The organism is Bacillus sp. C-3-6 (assembly GCF_054509685.1).
In genome coordinates this window covers 104,883-121,219 of the sequence record NZ_JBSSBE010000002.1, presented here as the reverse complement: position 1 = coordinate 121,219, position 16,337 = coordinate 104,883, and the positions used below count along the sequence as shown (strand labels likewise).

Sequence of the window (16,337 nt, the reverse complement as noted above, 5' to 3'; positions counted from 1 at the left end):
TTAAGTATACGTATAAAACAGGTGTTCATGATAGTTCGCTCATTTTATGAAAAGTGAGATGCAAGAAGAGTGATATCCGATATCCTCTTTAATTGTATCGATATTTATAACACCTAGAAAAACCATATATTCTTGAAAGAGGTTGAAAATGTATGATAGTCTTAAACAAGTTTTTTAACATTTTACATTACAAAAAGATGGTACCTGTAGTATTTCTTTCATGTGCAACGCTTATAGGCTGTTCTGATGGTAATACTCAATCTGAATCACCTAAACAAACGAAACAAACAAATCCAATTAAACAAGAAACTACTGGTAATAATTCTTTTGCTAAGCTTGAAAAAGAATTTGATGCTAAACTCGGTATTTATGCATTGGACACTGATACGAATCAAACCGTTACGTATCAATCAGATAAACGGTTTGCATACGCATCTACCCACAAAGCTTTAGCAGTGGGAGTACTTTTACAAAAGAAATCAACAGAAGATCTAAATCAAAGAGTTTTGTATACTCGTGAAGATCTTGTTAATTACAATCCAATTACAGAAAAGTATGTTGATACAGGTATGACTCTAAAAGAGCTTGCAGATGCTTCCCTTAGGTATAGTGATAATACTGCACAAAATCTTATTCTTAAACAATTAGGTGGACCTAGTGAATTCAAAAAATCATTGAGAGAAATAGGAGATACAGTTACGAATCCTGAACGTTTTGAACCAGAATTAAACGAAGTGCATCCAGGAGACGTACATGATACTAGTACCCCAAAGGCATTAGCTACTAGCCTTCAGGCTTTTGCACTAGGAGATGTACTTTCAACTGAGAAACGGGATTTATTAATAGATTGGATGAAAAGGAACACTACGGGAGACAACTTAATTCGTGCTGGAGTTCCAGGAGGATGGGAAGTAGCTGATAAGACTGGCTCAGGATCTTATGGAACCAGAAATGATATCGCAATTATTTGGCCACCAAATAAAAAGCCAATTGTTCTTGCGATACTTTCTAATCATGATAAAGAGGATGCTAAATACGATGATAAGCTTATTGCAGAAGCAACCAAGATAGTGTTAGATGCTTTAAAAGCGACAAATAAATGAAAATAGTAATTAGTTATTAAAATTTCCCCTTTTTTCCGTCACAATACTGTGACGGTCTTTTTGTGTATTTTAAAAAGAATCGACTTAAGTGAAGAAAAAAGATAGAAACAATCCCTATTGAATTTATTAATTAAGTAACAACAAATATACGCTTTATTGGATACTCATTGCATTTGAGGAGGTATGTAAGATATCATCTTTTTTAAATAAATAAAACATAAAACGCTAAACGAACTATAAAAATTACACCTAAATTAAAGGAGAGTACAAAATGAATACAATCATGATTGTAGAAGATGATATGAAAATTGCTGAATTACTGGGAACTCATATAAAAAAATATGGATACCAAAGTGTTATTATAGAGGATTTTGAAAATATCTTAGAAATATTTCAAGAGATAAAACCAGATCTAGTGCTATTAGATGTAAATTTACCTAATTTTGACGGCTATTATTGGTGTCGTCAAATACGAGCTATTTCTACTTGTCCAATTGTATTTCTATCTGCAAGGAGTGGAGAGATGGATCAAGTTATGGCTTTAGAAAATGGTGGTGATGACTACATTACAAAACCTTTTTATTATGAAGTTGTAATGTCTAAAATCCGTAGTCAACTCAGAAGAGCATACGGTGAATATGCTCCTAAAGTAAAAGAACGAATAGTTGAGCAATCAGGATTATTCCTGTTCCCAGAAAGAATGGAACTTCAACTAAATGACAAGAAAATTTTACTTACTAGAAAGGAAACAACTTTATTGGAAATATTGATAACAAAGTCTCCGCTCCTTGTAAAACGTGAAGTGATTTTAGAACAACTATGGGATAGTTCATATATAGACGAGAATACATTGAGTGTAAATATAGGTAGAATTAGAAGGAAGTTGCAAGATTTAGGTATTGAAAACGCACTAGAGACAGTTCGTGGTGCTGGATATCGATTGCATGCTACTTGGAAGAGGGAAGGAAAGGAATAATGAAATTATTTTTAAAAGAACATATTCCACTCATTTGTTATACATTTGCCCAATTGCTTATCATCCTTTTTATATATTGGTTTGATGGTTATCCACATATTTTGACAGCATTATATTCTGTATTTTTGGGTGTTTTTTTATTAATGGGTTATCTAATATATCGTTATTATAGTCACCGTTCATTCTACAAGCGTCTATCAACACCAATGGAAGCTTTAAATGAGTCAATAAAAGATAGTGATTTGACGCCATTATCGATGGCCTTAGATAAAGTCCTACAAACTCAATATCAATATTATCAAAACCAATTAAAAAAATGGGAACGAAAACAACAAGAACAAATGACTTTTATGAATCAATGGGTTCATCAAATGAAAACACCTCTTTCTATTATTGAGTTAATTACACAAGATGCAGATGACTCTCGATTTGACAGTATTAATGAAGAAACGGAAAGAATCAAAAAAGGATTAGAAATGGTCTTATATGTTGCTCGTTTAGAAACATTTGAACAGGATTTTCATGTGGATAGATTGCAGTTATTGGAAATGATTGATTCTGCTATTCATGAAAATAAACGTCTATTTATACGTAGTTATGTATATCCAGAGGTAAAAGTAGATCCGAATCTTATTGTAGAAACAGATAAGAAATGGTTTCGATTTATACTCAATCAAGTACTGTCAAATGCAATTAAATATTCATCAAGTAAGAAAGAAAAAGTAATAGTATCGGCGTGTTCAAAAGGACGAGCAATTATTTTGGAAGTAAAAGATTATGGGGTTGGTATTCCTACTGCTGATTTACCACGTGTTTTCAATCCATTTTATACTGGAGAAAATGGTAGGAAATATAAAGAGTCTACGGGAATGGGATTATATCTTGTTAAAGAAGTATGTGAAAAATTAAATCATAAGATTGAGCTAGAATCTGAGGTAGGTAAGGGAACAAAAGTTAGAATCATATTTCCGTATGCATCTCGTTAACCGATGAAAGGTATACTTTTCATCGGTTTTTCTTTTGAATCTTACAAACTTGTTAGATAACTGTTAGGGAAATCGATATGAGACATACTATATATAGGTTACACTTCATGTATCGAAAAGAGAAATGGAAGGTGAAATACTTGTGGAGATACTACATGTTTCAGATTTAGGGAAGGTTTATCCTGGGAAAATTTCTTATACAGCATTATCCCATATTGATTTAAAAATAAACAAAGGTGAATTTGTAGGAATTATGGGACCATCTGGGAGTGGTAAAACAACGCTATTAAATATGGTGTCTACTATAGATGCTCCAACATCAGGAGAAGTATTAATTCATGGAGAAAATCCGTATCTGTTATCTCCAAATCAGCTGTCTTTATTTCGAAGACGTGAATTAGGGTTTGTTTTTCAATCATTTAATCTCCTTAATACATTGACAGTGAAAGAAAATATTGTTCTTCCACTTACGCTTGATGGTGTCAGTCCTAGAGAAATGGAAGGGAAAGTAGAAGCTATTGCTAAAAAACTAGGGATAACTGAAATATTAGATAAACGTACGTATGAAATTTCTGGTGGGCAGGCACAAAGAACTGCAATCGCACGTGCCACTATTCATAATCCGAAATTGTTACTTGCGGATGAGCCTACAGGAAATCTGGATTCAAAATCTGCTAGTGATGTGATGGAATTATTGACAAAGCTTAATAAAGAAAATAGCACAACGATGATGTTAGTGACACATGATGCAATGGCTGCAAGTTATTGTGATCGCATTGTGTTTATTAAAGATGGACAGTTATACAATGAGATTTATTGTGGAGATAATCGAAAAGTATTCTATCAAAAAATTCTAGAGGTTTTAGCATTATTAGGAGGAAATGCAAATGACTTTTCGACAATTCGCATTTAATAACGTCATTCGAAGTAAACGAACATATTTGGCTCATTTTTTAAGTAGTACGTTTGCTATTATGATTTTCTTCACTTATGCATTACTTGCATTTCATCCTAATTTACAAGGCAATCTTGCTGCCAGCAGTGTAACAATCAATACATTCGCAAAGTCAGGATTACAGATATCGCAGGGGTTAATATTTTTCTTCTCATTCTTTTTTATCCTATATTCTGTAAGTGCATTTTTAAAAACAAGAAAAAAAGATTTTGGAATTCTAATGCTACATGGGATGTCACGTTCACAGTTGAACAGATTAGTATTTATTGAAAATATAATAATTGGTATCGGTTCGATTTTAACAGGAATTACAATTGGAATGGCGTTCTCTAAGTTCATCTTAATTATGAGCAACCATCTGTTAATGATTGATAAAGGACTCCCATTTTACATGCCCTTTAAAGCAATTGGAATAACATTTGGAGCTTTCTTCTTATTATTTTTATTTATTTCACTTTTCACTTCTCGATTAGTAAATGTAGAGCAATTAGTGGAATTAATAAAAGCAGAAGAAAAGCCAAAACCTGAACCCAAAGCATCCCTTTGGCTATCTTTTTTCGCACTAATTTGTATGGGATTAGGATATACGGCTGTTTTCCATAGTGTTAATGCAATTCATTACAAGGATGTGAAATATGTATTATTCATGATGGCGACAGGGGTGAGCCTTGTTGTACTTGGAACGTACTTCTTATTTACACAGCTCAGTGTGTATGTGTTACGTGCATTAAAGAAAAGGGAAAATATTTTCTTTAAGAAAACAAACATACTCACCATTTCAGATTTAATGTATCAATTAAAAGATAATGCAAAAATGTTTTTTATGGTCACTATTATATCTGCCGTTGCCTTCACAGCAGTGGGGACTTGTATGGGATTAGGTAACTCATCTATGGCTGAATCGAATAGTCCCTTTGCATTTTCTTATAAGTCTTATAATAATAACCCCTTAGAAAAAGAGCATCTAAAAAAAATAGAAAGCGAACTCAATAATGGTAGGTTTAAATTCCATCAAGTAGCTTATTCAACAAAACAAAGTCGTGATACTCTCTATAACAATAATATATTATCAACCGTTATAAAATTAAGTGATTATAATAAGTTAGCTAAGGTATTTGGTTTTAAAAAAGAAAGTCTAAAAAATGAAAATGATAGCCTTGTCATACCTTCAAGAAAAGTTGCTAATACAAAATTGAATCAAAGTAACTTTCAATTGTTGTATAGAGATATGAAAAAAGATATGCATGTAAATAAAATACTTACTCCGAAAGAATTACAAGATACAATGGTAACGATAATTATTGTACCAGACGTTGTATATAATCAAATGATAGTAGATCCAGAGAATCACTTTTTTGAAACCACTATTAATGGTTTTATTGTGAAAGATTGGGAGAAAACAAAAAAAGTTGCGGAAAATCTTTTAGCTGCTTTTCAGAAAGATAATACAAGTAAAATTGAGGATATAGTAGACAACGGAAAATATACATTTTCGACTTTAATTCTTGAATGGATAGTGATGAAGCAAAGTTTTGGACTTGCATCTATCATGAGTGTATTAATAGGCATTGTTTTCTTTACGTTTGCTGCAAGCTTTTTATATTTCCGATTATACACAGACTTAGAACAAAATCAGCAGCAGTATAAAATGATAGCAAAAGTTGGTTTAAGTAAACCGGAATTAAAGAAAATTGTGTCACGTCAACTGGCATTACTATTCTTTTTACCCATTGTAATAGCAATTATCCATAGTGCCGTAGCTTTTATGGCCTTGCAAAAGTTAGCTGATTTTTCAGTCTTTGGTAGTTCCGTTATAGTATTGGTTTGTTTTTTAGTTTTGCAAATTATATACTTTTACTTTGTTCGATCTCAATACTTGAAAAAAATGTATAAAACGATTTTTTAATTTAAATATAATTAAAAGAAGGAGAATATAGATTGAAAAAAAGAATTGGATTATTAATAGTAGCTAGTATTTCGATTACCATGTTAGGAGCATGTTCATTATTTGGTACAAAAGACTCTCCAGCAAATGGAATTTCAATAGAAGTAGGAGCGATAAACGAACAAACAAGAAGCTCTATAATTGACTCATACAAAGATATAACAAGCTCACAAGACCTATATCAATTAAAAGAAGGGACGATAGATAATAACACACTCGACATAAAGCTACCGACTAATTTGGGGGATTCTATGGATACTGCTACTAGTAATTTACTATTTATTAGTAGAACAACTGCTGAAAAAATGAATAAGAAGGGACTTATACGTGAAAGGGATAATAACGAGGGGCTTCTATCTTCAGACTCTCTTGATTCGCTACCCAAAATAGAAAAAGATGAAACTATCATATTTGCAAATAAAGAATATAAAGACTTGAAAGAACTAACATTTGATAAGAAAAAAATGAATGTTCAATATAAAGGGGATGCATGGCTATCCCCATATCGTGGTGGATCCAATGAAATCCTATTAATTGTAGATGATACATTATTTAAAGAAATAAATGGGAAAGAAAAAACAAGACAATTTCTATCTTTTAATAAATCTTTTGGGAATCTTAATTTAGTCAATCAGGGGAAAGAACCAGAATTAATAAAGGAAATAAATAAATTGAATACGGCTTTAGGTACTGAGGGTAAGGGAGCCGTTGAATTTGTAAATATTAAAGAAAAGTAAAAGAGTAGAAAAAGTTTAGAACGTAATAATCATCTTTGAAAAAATCATTTATTGATTTTTCAAAGATGATTATTTTTAAGGACACAAATAAGTGGACCTGATTTTTTAGTCATAATAAAAAATTTAATACTTACCAAGTACGCTCACAGACTGAATTAGAAATGAAAAAATTGATTGGAATGATTTATGTTAATCGTGATAATGAAAGTAATGGATCAATTAAACGATACAAAAAAGATTTGTTTCATTGGTATAAGTATATAATTCAAACAAATGGCGAAATTATTGTTTGATAAAAAACATTTTAGACTATTAGGGGTGCGGAAGAGATTCTGCCTATAAGGCGAAATTATTTACAAAACAGTTAAGAAGACCTTATGTTATATTTTAGAGAAAGCATTCGTAGCGGATGCTTTTTTCTTTTTTTAACTGTTTAATTGCTATAGGATAAGCCGGATTCTTATCGATTGTTATCACACGTGGCTTTGAAACATAAAAAGACCGCAAAGCTTTCTTGAAAAAGTGCTTTGCAGCCTTTTGGTCTCTTGTTTTGCTTAGACAAAAATCGATTGTGCTTCCTTTCGAATCAACAGCACGGTACAGGTACAGCCATGGTCTTTTAACTTTTATATATGTTTCATCAACTTTCCAAGAATTATTGGTTTGCTGCAGGTGATGACGAATTCGTTTGTCCAATTTAGGTCCATACTGATGAAACCAACGCATAATCATGGTATGAGAAATGATAGCGTTTTTTTCTTATCTTTCTATGCAATCATAAATTATTTATCTCGAAAAAGTGAGTGGGGAAGAGAGCGAATGAAAATCATAACGCGTCAGCTTATTTCAATGATATTCTTGTCTTTAATTAAATTAGTCTTTATATCTATTCACAGTGTGTACTTTATACTGTCCATTGGCGTTAATTACAATGGTAATATAAAAAATAAACAAGGGAACAAATGAAACTTGTATCTTGTCTATATATTGAAACCATAATAAAAGTGAGGGCAGTTTTTATGTTTATTCAAATAAGTTTGAGGTGTGGAAATGGAACAGACGTTTATTGAAAAGTGTAATCATGATGAGCTGGACTATGTTATAAAAGACTATTGGCAAGATGTATGGAATTATTCATTTATTATTACGAAAGATCCACACTTATCAGATGATATCACACAAGATGTATTTATAAAGGTGTTTAAAAATTGGAATTCATTTCGAAAGGAGTCATCTGTTAAAACGTGGATATTAAAAATCACAAGAAATACGGCAATAAACTATTTGAAATCCTCCTATTTTAAAAGGATATCTTTAATAGGATTTTTTAGTGACGATAAGCAATCCCTGTCAGCAGAACAAGAATTTTTTAACCAAGAAGAGATGAATGAAGTGTGGAAGGTTGTATTAAAACTACCTAAAAAGCACCGTGAAATAATTATATTGGACGCAAAATATGAATTATCTTATGAAGAAATGGCTGAAACATTAGGGGTATCCATTGGAACTGTAAAATCGAGATTAAGTAGAGCGAGAAGTAAAGTTTCAAAACTAATAGGGGAGGGTAGTAGTGATGAACAGTAAAAAAAATCCTGACTGGTATAGTAAATTGAAAAAAGGCCCAATGGAGCATCGGAAAGATGAAGAAGAATTTATTTATAAAATAAAGCAATCGGTATATCAAAATAGTGAAGTGGATTCTGTAACAAATAAGAGACCATTTCGTAAAAAAGTATTGCCTGTTGTAGTTGTGTTGGTTTGTACAATGTTATTTTTTATTGTTCAACAACCTTGGCCGGATGATAATAAATCACCGGTAGAAAGTAGTACTCAAATTAAGCCTAAAACAAAAGATGAATCTGCTCAAGATCCATCATTAAAACAATTTATGAATGATTTATATCAAAGCACAAATTCAAAAAATGAAAATGACCTGTATAAAGCGTTAAATGATGAAGTTCTATTTAAAGGGAAGAGTTATAAGAAGGATGAATTGAAGTTTGATGAAGATATTTTTCATGAGTTGCAAGTTGCCCTTGCGATGGGGGGAGAATTTGTAAATGATAAGAAGAAAGTTTACAAAGTGCCAAGTGGAATGACAGAAAGTAATCAATCAAAGCAAGAACACTATATATATGCAACTGTTACTGGAAACAAAACGAAAATTTTAGCTGAACCAAAACGAGAATCAAAAGTTTTATATGAAGTATCTAATGAAATGGTAAAAGCTTGGATCCCGGAAAAAGTGCAAAATGATAGATATATAAAAATATCGACTATTAACGGTGATACTACTGGATATGTACAAAAAAAGTACGTTTTAACTGATATTAAATATTCATTTATGCTCGAAAAGAATAATGAAGGTATATGGAAAATAATAAATATAGATTCTATATGGTAAAAGAGGAAGGTTCACTTTAATGAACCTTCCTCTTTGTTTTTATTCTCTTTTTGAAGTGTATGCCAGAACGCTAAAACTTCTGCTGTAACGAGAGCAGCGATGTTTTGTTCTGAATTACTACCAGGAATAACGACAGAAATGGCGATTTGTGGATCTTCGGTAGGAGCATATGAAATGAAAAGAGAATGATTTATCATTCTTTCTTGCTCATTGGGAGAACCTGTACTACCCGTTTTACCTGCGACATGAAAAGGTAAATTTTTAATCTCTTCTATATTTTGACTCATTCCACCTTGCACGACACGCCAAAATTCCATAGGATAACGGTTTGAACTTTCTAAAATTGGTTTAAACTTTTTTGTTTCCTTACCGTCTTGACCAATAGTAGCACCTACAATTTGAGGTTTGTATTTATCACCTTTACTTGCCAAAGTTGCTGCATATTGAGCGAGTTGAAGAGGAGTATGCACTTCATTTCCTCCCCAAGAGGCATTTAATAAAGCAGAAATCCCATTTTCAAATTTATTAGATGGATGCAATTCATATTGTCCGTCTTCTTCAAAGGGCAAATCAATCCCGGTTTTAGAACGTAGGCCAAATTGCATTAAATAATCTGTCCATATATGTGCCACTTTTTCTATATTTCCATTATTTTGGTTAAATAAGGGCAGAGCTACTTTTGCTGTCATAAATGTGTTAGATGAATTAATGATAGCCTGTCTCGGTGTAATCTCACCTGTTGGCGTTCCAGGTGCATTCGTAATGTTATTTTGATTATCATACTGAAAAGTACCTTTATCTAAATAAGTATCTTCAGGTTGAAAAAGCTTTTCGTTTAATCCAATCAAAATAGTGAGTGGTTTTATAGTCGAAGCCATATTTACATAAGATTCACCATACTTTAATTTTCGAATTGCTTTATTTTGCGAAAGTGATTTAAAGTTTTCATTTTTAGATGATACATGTGTATTTGGATTAAATACTGCCGAGTTGGCCATAGTTAAAATTGCGCCAGTTTTTACATCGGTGACTACAACATAACCAGCTTTAGCATCAGGTGTTTTCTTAATTTGCGATCTTAATGCTTCTTCTGCTTTTTGCTGCAATTTAGAGTCTAGGGTTAGCCGGACATCTTTTCCTTTTTGTACGTTTTGAATGTTCCAGAAGAAGTTTTTATTACCAATCTTAAAAATAAGAGTTTTTCCTGATTTTCCTTTTAAATCATTTTCATATTGCAGCTCAATCCCACTTTTTCCAACAAGCATATGCTTTGAATTAAGGTCATTTTCTACATACCCAACTACCTGTGAACCAATTTCCTGTTTAGGATAATATCGAATCCATTCGTCTTCAATTATTACATTATTAGGTTTGTTTTTGTTTATGAATGCAAGTTCATCCTCAGTTATATCAGAGTATAACGGTATATCATTCATAGTTTGCTTTTTACAAGATTGCTGTAATTGTGATTTTATGTCCTCTGCCGAAATGTCATGTTGAAATTCTTTTGAAAATTGATTGAAAAAAGCTAATGTGTTTGATGCATCTTGTTTCGATAGCTTTTTATCATTAGAAGTGCAATATAGAGACTTAACTTTCTTATTTATAGCTAGTATTACACCATTTTGATCAAAAATCTTTCCTCTTTCAGCTGAAGAAGTTGCGATAGTAATTGAAATGAAGTTGATTTTTAATAAAATTAGTAAAATCAAACCTACAATAGAAAGAACCGCAAAAAATCTCCATCTTTTTGTATGTAACATATAACCCTCCCTTATGTAGCCTATTTCATCTTATAGTTAATTATTTTTTTTGTAAATGTGGAACAACCTTATTACTTAGGTTTTCTATTAAGTATTACAGCATGAAGAAAGGAATAATTAGCATGAAAAGTTACTAACAAGTCTATTTATAAGTTTAATATGAGTCAGACAGACTATAACAAGGGTTTAGAAAACAGTTTTAAAGTGCTTTCTAAAAGACAATACAAATTTTTAACGATTATTATTTTATAATTTATGCTTAATTAAATACGAAAATTTTCTTCAAAAGATACACAGATTGACTATGTACTGTTTATATCAGGAATGTAACGAAACATAAGCACAATATGTACAATTCTCCAACTGCGCTAGTATGGTGATTTTTATTAACGGCAAAATAACTTTTAAAATACGTAAATATGTTTATGTGAGTCAATAAATTTAATAAAATCTTTAAAAAATTTTTAGATAAAATTTCTTTTTTCTTTCTATATTTATTCTATAATTTATGCATAAATATGAAAAATGCTTTTAAAAGATCCACAATTTTCTGTAGTGTTTATATCGGAAGTTTAAAGAAAAGTAAACAAAATATATTTACTTTACTCACTACACTAGTATAGTCATCTATATTAATAACAAAAGCTATAATTTACAAGGAGAACACCTTATGAGTAAGAGAATAAACGAATTAGAATCAAATGAGGACTAGCGGCTATAACAGTTATATTTGGACATTTTTGTTTAATGATAACATAATTTGGAGATGCAAATTTTCTTGTTTTGTGTATTTGCTTTTCTTGGCTTGATTGTGAGGGGGTCTTACCCCTTTTTAGTAGACAAAAAGAAAAAGACTAAGTTATCAGTGTGTTTTGATATTCAATTGGGGCACAATGGTTTAATTTTTGGTAACTGTGGAACAAATTTATTACTTAGATTGTCTATTAATTGTAATCCTAAAAATATAGTCGAACAGTAATAATGGGGTGATTTCTGCTAAAAGTAATGTGATAAGAACAATATTTAAAGTTAGATTACCTAAAAAAAAGAGTTCAAAAATTTAAAGTTTACCCTACTTTTTATTTTAATAGTTCCTTCTATCCTATACGTATATATGTACAATTCTCCCACTACACTAGTATAGTGGCCTTTATTAACAGTAAAATCTACAATTTACAAGGAGAAGACTTTATGAGTAAGAGAATAAAAGAGTTAGATTCTATACGGGGATTAGCAGCTATTACAGTGGTAATCGGACATTTTTGTTATTAGCTCAAGAAATGCGCATCTTTATCGTGTTTCCCTTGTTATTCCTTCTGTTTTATAAACAGAGTTGGAAGAAAACAATACTGTTTGCTATGAGCTTTTCTTTAATTGGTATTTTCCTTAATATGTTGCATATTGGGAAAGCTGAGGGATTTTATAATGGTTATGCCGATACACTGCATTTCACATCTATGTTTATGGTCGGAATGTTACTTTTTAAGCATCAGGAAAAACTTACCCACTTATATAGAAATATGAAAAATTTAAAAAGAAATCTTCTTATCACACTAGGAATCTTTCTATATGTATACTCTACTGGAATTTTGCTGATTTCTCGTAGTGATACGGCTTTCCTATTTAAGGATTGGGGTGTCGTAATTGGCGTTAGTATACTGATTATAATGGCCATGAATAATCTAAAGGTAAAAGAAATTTTAAATAAGAGTGTATTTGTATACTTAGGAGAAATTTCATATAGTATCTATTTATGTCATTTTCCAATCATGATGGTACTATTTAAACTTTTGTATACAAAAATACCTATCCTTTTCCTTCTTATCTTATGTATTACAATGACAATACTTTGTTCTATAGTATCGTATCATTTAATTGAAAAGAAATGTATCAATTGGGCAAAACAAAGGACAGCAAAGTTCAAAAAAAAGTGTGACATTTGTAGGGGTACGGAAACGATTCAAAGAATAACCCGCTTTGAAAAAACCTCCAATTCAGGCGGTTGTTTTTTCTTTAAATTCCTATATTAAACTTTACACCTAAAAAAATAATTTTGAGTCCAAAGAGGTACGGATTTTTTATAGGAGGAGGAGCAATGTATGAAGCATACGATTAAAAAACGATTTATTATATTATTCTTTATTAGTATTTTAGGTTTAGGAACCATGTCTGTAATATTTTATGTTAAGCATAAAACCAATATTCAAAGAAATAAAGCGATTGCTACCGAACAACGTTTATTGCAATATGAGCTAACCGTGAAAAGAGAATTAGAAAAATATAATTTAGAAGGTAAAACAGCAGTTTTATTAGGAATTATGTACCAAGAGAGTAGAGGTGAGGGAAACGACCCTATGCAGTCTTCTGAATCACTGGGATTAAAGCCAAATGAAATTCAAGAGACAAGCTTGAGCATTGAACAAGGGGTCAAACACTTTGCTCAAATGTACAAATATGGAACGGAAAAAGATGTTAGCATGGAGACAATTATTCAAAGCTATAATATGGGACCAGGGTATATTGATTTTATTGCTAGTCAAGAAGTTAAACAACACTCGGAAGACTCGGCCAAAAATTTTTCTAAGATGAAAGTTGATCAAAATCCAGAGATGTACACTTGTGGTGGAAATAAAAAAAATTTTAGGTATCCATATTGTTATGGTGATTTCACATATGCAACAAGGGTGAATGAAAAAGCAAAGCTTATTGAAGAACTTCTCCAAAAAAATTCAAAGAGTAATTCAGAAAAATTATAATGTAAGAATTTTAGGATTCGTGTGAGGTATTTATTAAACTAGGTCATAGTGATACCCGTATTCTAAAAATGGTCTGACTACATGCTTGGTTCAGATGAGTTTGGATTGACTCATGCAAAGTAGGCAGGACTTAAAAAGCACTCCACCAAGTAACGAGAATTTAGGTTTTACCGTAGGTACCATTTCACGTTCAACAAAATAATATTAGGCTCATAATGTCTCCATTTAAATAAACTTTCCTTATCCACACTAATCAGTCACCTTTTAAAGTAGCCTCATCAGTATGGGTAATTTTGAGAATGTTCAATATCTCCTTATTATTGTAAAATTATATTAATGAATGTTAATGTACACATAAAAAACAGGATAGTTCCTATAAAAAGTAAATACCACAATGTCTAGGGGGTTGAAATGGTGGGGAAAATAGTTTTTTTAAAAAAATTAGATAAGAAACTAATATTCATTTTATTCATATTATGTATCACCAGTATTGTTGCAATATACAGTAGTCAGCAAACCGGGCAATATGGTAACCAAAATTTTGCTATGAAACAAATGGTAAATTACGCCATAGGTTTTGTTCTATTATTAATTGTTGCCAATATCGATTTAGATCAATTACAAAAATTAGCTTGGCCGATTTATATTGTGGGGTTCATCTCAATTATCATTTTAAAGGTATTACCAGTGTCAAGTTTTACACCTGAAATATTAGGGGCAAAAAGATGGTTTAGATTTCCAATTATTGGTGCTATTCAACCAGCTGAATTTTTTAAGCTTGCCTTAATTCTTCTGGCCGCAAGTTTAGTCGTAAAACATAATGCACAGTATATAGCACGGACATTTCAAACTGATTTACTTTTGATTGGTAAAATATGTTTGATAACTATTCCACCTGCGTTACTTGTATATAGTCAACCCGATACGGGAATGGTGTTCCTATATATAGCAGCCATTGCATGTATTATATTTATGTCAGGAATCCAAAAAAAGTTAATCGTACTATGTGCAGGAATTCCGATGACTGTATTGTCTGCTTTAATATTTATATACGTAAAATATCCAGATATTTTCTTCAATAAGTTAGTTACTTTATTAAAGCCCCATCAACAATCGCGAATTTTAGGCTGGTTAGATCCATTTCAGCATACAGATCAGGGATATCAAACTCAACAATCAATTTTAGCTGTTGGTAGTGGGGGGATAGAAGGAAAAGGCCTCGGTTCTGGAAATGTTTATATTCCAGAAAAACATACTGATTTCATTTTTGCCACAATTGCCGAAGAAGGCGGTTTTATAGTTGCCACTTTTATAATATGTATATTCTTCTTAATGCTTTCCCGAATACTTATAATTGGTAATTCCGCAGATAATTTATTCGGCACCTTACTATGTGCAGGAATTGTAGGCGTTCTAATGTTACAATTTTTTCAAAATATCGGTATGATTGTGGGATTAATGCCTGTCAAAGGTATTGCACTTCCATTTTTATCATATGGAGGAAGCTCTTTATTTTCGAACATGTTAATGATGGGGCTTATTTTATCCACACGAAAAACATACAAAGAATATATGTTTTCAGTGAATCAGCACTAAATATCAAATAAGAAGTACTTATACCTTAAACTATTCGTAGAATAATACGTGATGAATAAAAAAGGTTACAGAGCTATAATCAAGTATTGTTAATAGACCGAGGGAGGAGAATAATAAACATTCTTCTCCCTTTGTCTGTAATTAGAGTTTGCATATATAAATATACGTTGTAAGGAATTGCTGGAATGAATTTTAAGGTTACAAAGGGGGAGCACGCACATTTTAACGTTTTTATACGCTAAGGGATTCTCAAAACTCCATAACGCGAGTTAAATTGAGAATCAAATTACATCTAGTTTGATTCATAAAAGATTGGCGTCATAGACTGCTGGATAAAAACACAGGGTTTTATCTCTGTGTTTCTTCAAATTTTCGTTTTTGAATATAAGCTTGAGCATGGATAATTTCTTCCTGAAGTTCTTTTAATTCTTTCATAGATTCTGTTTCAATAGTCATATAGGTAGTAACTAAACTAATCATCATATCCATCTTCTCTACTATATTTTGAATGACCTGTACAGATTGCTCTTTTTTAGGGTGTTGTATTGCTGTTAATACATCTTCCATATAATTGTTCTTTCTTTTCTGGATATCATAAATAAACTGTTTTGTGTTTGAGTTCAGTAGTTTTTCCTCCTCTTTAGATATCTTTCTATTCTATCATATTTAAATGGGAAACATTGGATTTTGTGGAATTTACACCAGCCTAATTGCTTAACGTAATCTATATATTTCTAAAGAGATGATAAATATATATTTTTTATCAAACTTGGAACTTTATCATGGTTACTGTCCAATATATATAGTGAAATCAATTTTAAGGAGGTTGCCTGTTTGGCTAGTAATGACAACATAAGCAACTGGATAGACCGTCTGTTATCCGGTGACGAAGAAGATTTTGAATATATATTTGATTTAACAATTCAGTGAATATATGACACCGTATTTGCTATAGTTAAAAATGGTTATGAAACAAATGAATTTGTAAATGAGGTTTACTTTCAACTATGGAAATCAATCGTGAACTACACGCCACTTAACGTCCTAGCGGACTGTTTGAAGTGGGGGCTTCTCGGTTAGTCGTTACTTTTGGTAGCTAACGAATTCGTCCTAAGA

The 16,337-nt window shown here is 31.5% G+C and carries 12 protein-coding genes and 5 pseudogenes; 13 read left to right on the top strand and 4 right to left on the bottom strand.

The window, feature by feature from the left end; all coding sequences use genetic code 11:
- Window positions 1–152 precede the first annotated feature (152 nt).
- The 7 genes and pseudogenes from bla to ACW0JX_RS27365 all read left to right on the top strand — a co-directional run.
- The gene (bla, locus tag ACW0JX_RS27395; RefSeq protein WP_459245937.1) at window positions 153–1,103 is read left to right on the top strand and encodes a class A beta-lactamase; all 951 of its coding nucleotides are present in this window, start codon (window positions 153–155) and stop codon (window positions 1,101–1,103) included.
- A 271-nt stretch (window positions 1,104–1,374) separates the two neighbouring features.
- Window positions 1,375–2,079 (top strand): response regulator transcription factor, encoded by a 705-nt coding sequence (locus ACW0JX_RS27390; protein WP_065705734.1) that lies wholly within the window; start codon window positions 1,375–1,377, stop codon window positions 2,077–2,079.
- Window positions 2,079–3,065 (top strand): sensor histidine kinase, encoded by a 987-nt coding sequence (locus ACW0JX_RS27385; RefSeq protein ID WP_459245936.1) that lies wholly within the window; start codon window positions 2,079–2,081, stop codon window positions 3,063–3,065. The genes ACW0JX_RS27390 and ACW0JX_RS27385 overlap by 1 nt, the downstream gene beginning before the upstream one ends.
- 142 nt (window positions 3,066–3,207) lie before the next feature.
- On the top strand, window positions 3,208–3,978 hold the full coding sequence (locus tag ACW0JX_RS27380) for an ABC transporter ATP-binding protein (RefSeq protein WP_065706018.1): 771 nt from the start codon (window positions 3,208–3,210) through the stop codon (window positions 3,976–3,978).
- Window positions 3,953–5,926, top strand: coding sequence for an FtsX-like permease family protein (locus ACW0JX_RS27375; RefSeq protein WP_459245935.1), 1,974 nt, complete (start codon window positions 3,953–3,955; stop codon window positions 5,924–5,926). Before ACW0JX_RS27380 ends, ACW0JX_RS27375 begins: the two co-directional genes overlap by 26 nt.
- 32 nt (window positions 5,927–5,958) lie before the next feature.
- Complete coding sequence (locus ACW0JX_RS27370; RefSeq protein WP_459245934.1) at window positions 5,959–6,702, top strand: lipoprotein BA_5634 family protein; 744 nt, start codon at window positions 5,959–5,961, stop codon at window positions 6,700–6,702.
- A 143-nt stretch (window positions 6,703–6,845) separates the two neighbouring features.
- A pseudogene (locus ACW0JX_RS27365) lies at window positions 6,846–6,995 on the top strand (6-phospho-beta-glucosidase); the annotation flags it as partial.
- Window positions 6,996–7,110: 115 nt separating this feature from the next.
- On the opposite strand, the pseudogene ACW0JX_RS27360 reads toward ACW0JX_RS27365, so the two are convergent.
- A pseudogene (locus tag ACW0JX_RS27360) lies at window positions 7,111–7,446 on the bottom strand (IS6 family transposase); the annotation flags it as partial.
- 306 nt (window positions 7,447–7,752) lie between these two features.
- Between ACW0JX_RS27360 and ACW0JX_RS27355 the strand changes: the two are divergent.
- Together ACW0JX_RS27355 and ACW0JX_RS27350 are read left to right on the top strand one after the other, a co-directional pair.
- A complete protein-coding gene (locus ACW0JX_RS27355) occupies window positions 7,753–8,286 on the top strand; it encodes an RNA polymerase sigma factor (RefSeq protein WP_053564459.1) in 534 nt (177 codons plus the stop codon).
- Window positions 8,276–9,106, top strand: coding sequence for an anti-sigma factor (locus tag ACW0JX_RS27350; protein WP_089172193.1), 831 nt, complete (start codon window positions 8,276–8,278; stop codon window positions 9,104–9,106). The genes ACW0JX_RS27355 and ACW0JX_RS27350 overlap by 11 nt, the downstream gene beginning before the upstream one ends.
- A gap of 11 nt (window positions 9,107–9,117) precedes the next feature.
- Here the strand turns inward: ACW0JX_RS27350 and ACW0JX_RS27345 are convergent, their stop codons facing one another.
- Complete coding sequence (locus ACW0JX_RS27345) at window positions 9,118–10,869, bottom strand: peptidoglycan D,D-transpeptidase FtsI family protein (protein WP_459245933.1); 1,752 nt, start codon at window positions 10,867–10,869, stop codon at window positions 9,118–9,120.
- A gap of 1,268 nt (window positions 10,870–12,137) precedes the next feature.
- On the opposite strand from ACW0JX_RS27345, the pseudogene ACW0JX_RS27340 reads away from it, so the two are divergent.
- Together ACW0JX_RS27340 and ACW0JX_RS27335 are read left to right on the top strand one after the other, a co-directional pair.
- A pseudogene (locus ACW0JX_RS27340) lies at window positions 12,138–12,800 on the top strand (acyltransferase family protein); the annotation flags it as partial.
- A 168-nt stretch (window positions 12,801–12,968) separates the two neighbouring features.
- Complete coding sequence (locus tag ACW0JX_RS27335) at window positions 12,969–13,625, top strand: lysozyme family protein (protein ID WP_459245932.1); 657 nt, start codon at window positions 12,969–12,971, stop codon at window positions 13,623–13,625.
- 170 nt (window positions 13,626–13,795) lie between these two features.
- Here the strand turns inward: ACW0JX_RS27335 and ACW0JX_RS27330 are convergent.
- A pseudogene (locus ACW0JX_RS27330) lies at window positions 13,796–13,873 on the bottom strand (IS6 family transposase); the annotation flags it as partial.
- Window positions 13,874–14,036: 163 nt separating this feature from the next.
- Between ACW0JX_RS27330 and ACW0JX_RS27325 the strand changes: the two are divergent.
- Window positions 14,037–15,221, top strand: a complete 1,185-nt coding sequence (locus ACW0JX_RS27325; protein WP_459245931.1) for an FtsW/RodA/SpoVE family cell cycle protein — start codon at window positions 14,037–14,039, stop codon at window positions 15,219–15,221.
- A 348-nt stretch (window positions 15,222–15,569) separates the two neighbouring features.
- On the opposite strand, the gene ACW0JX_RS27320 is transcribed toward ACW0JX_RS27325, so the two are convergent.
- Window positions 15,570–15,845 carry a hypothetical protein gene (locus ACW0JX_RS27320; RefSeq protein ID WP_050845109.1) on the bottom strand — a complete coding sequence of 92 codons (276 nt, stop codon included), beginning with the start codon at window positions 15,843–15,845 and terminating at the stop codon, window positions 15,570–15,572.
- 210 nt (window positions 15,846–16,055) lie between these two features.
- On the opposite strand from ACW0JX_RS27320, the pseudogene ACW0JX_RS27315 reads away from it, so the two are divergent.
- A pseudogene (locus ACW0JX_RS27315) lies at window positions 16,056–16,250 on the top strand (sigma-70 family RNA polymerase sigma factor); the annotation flags it as partial.
- Between the last annotated feature and the right edge of the window lie 87 nt (window positions 16,251–16,337).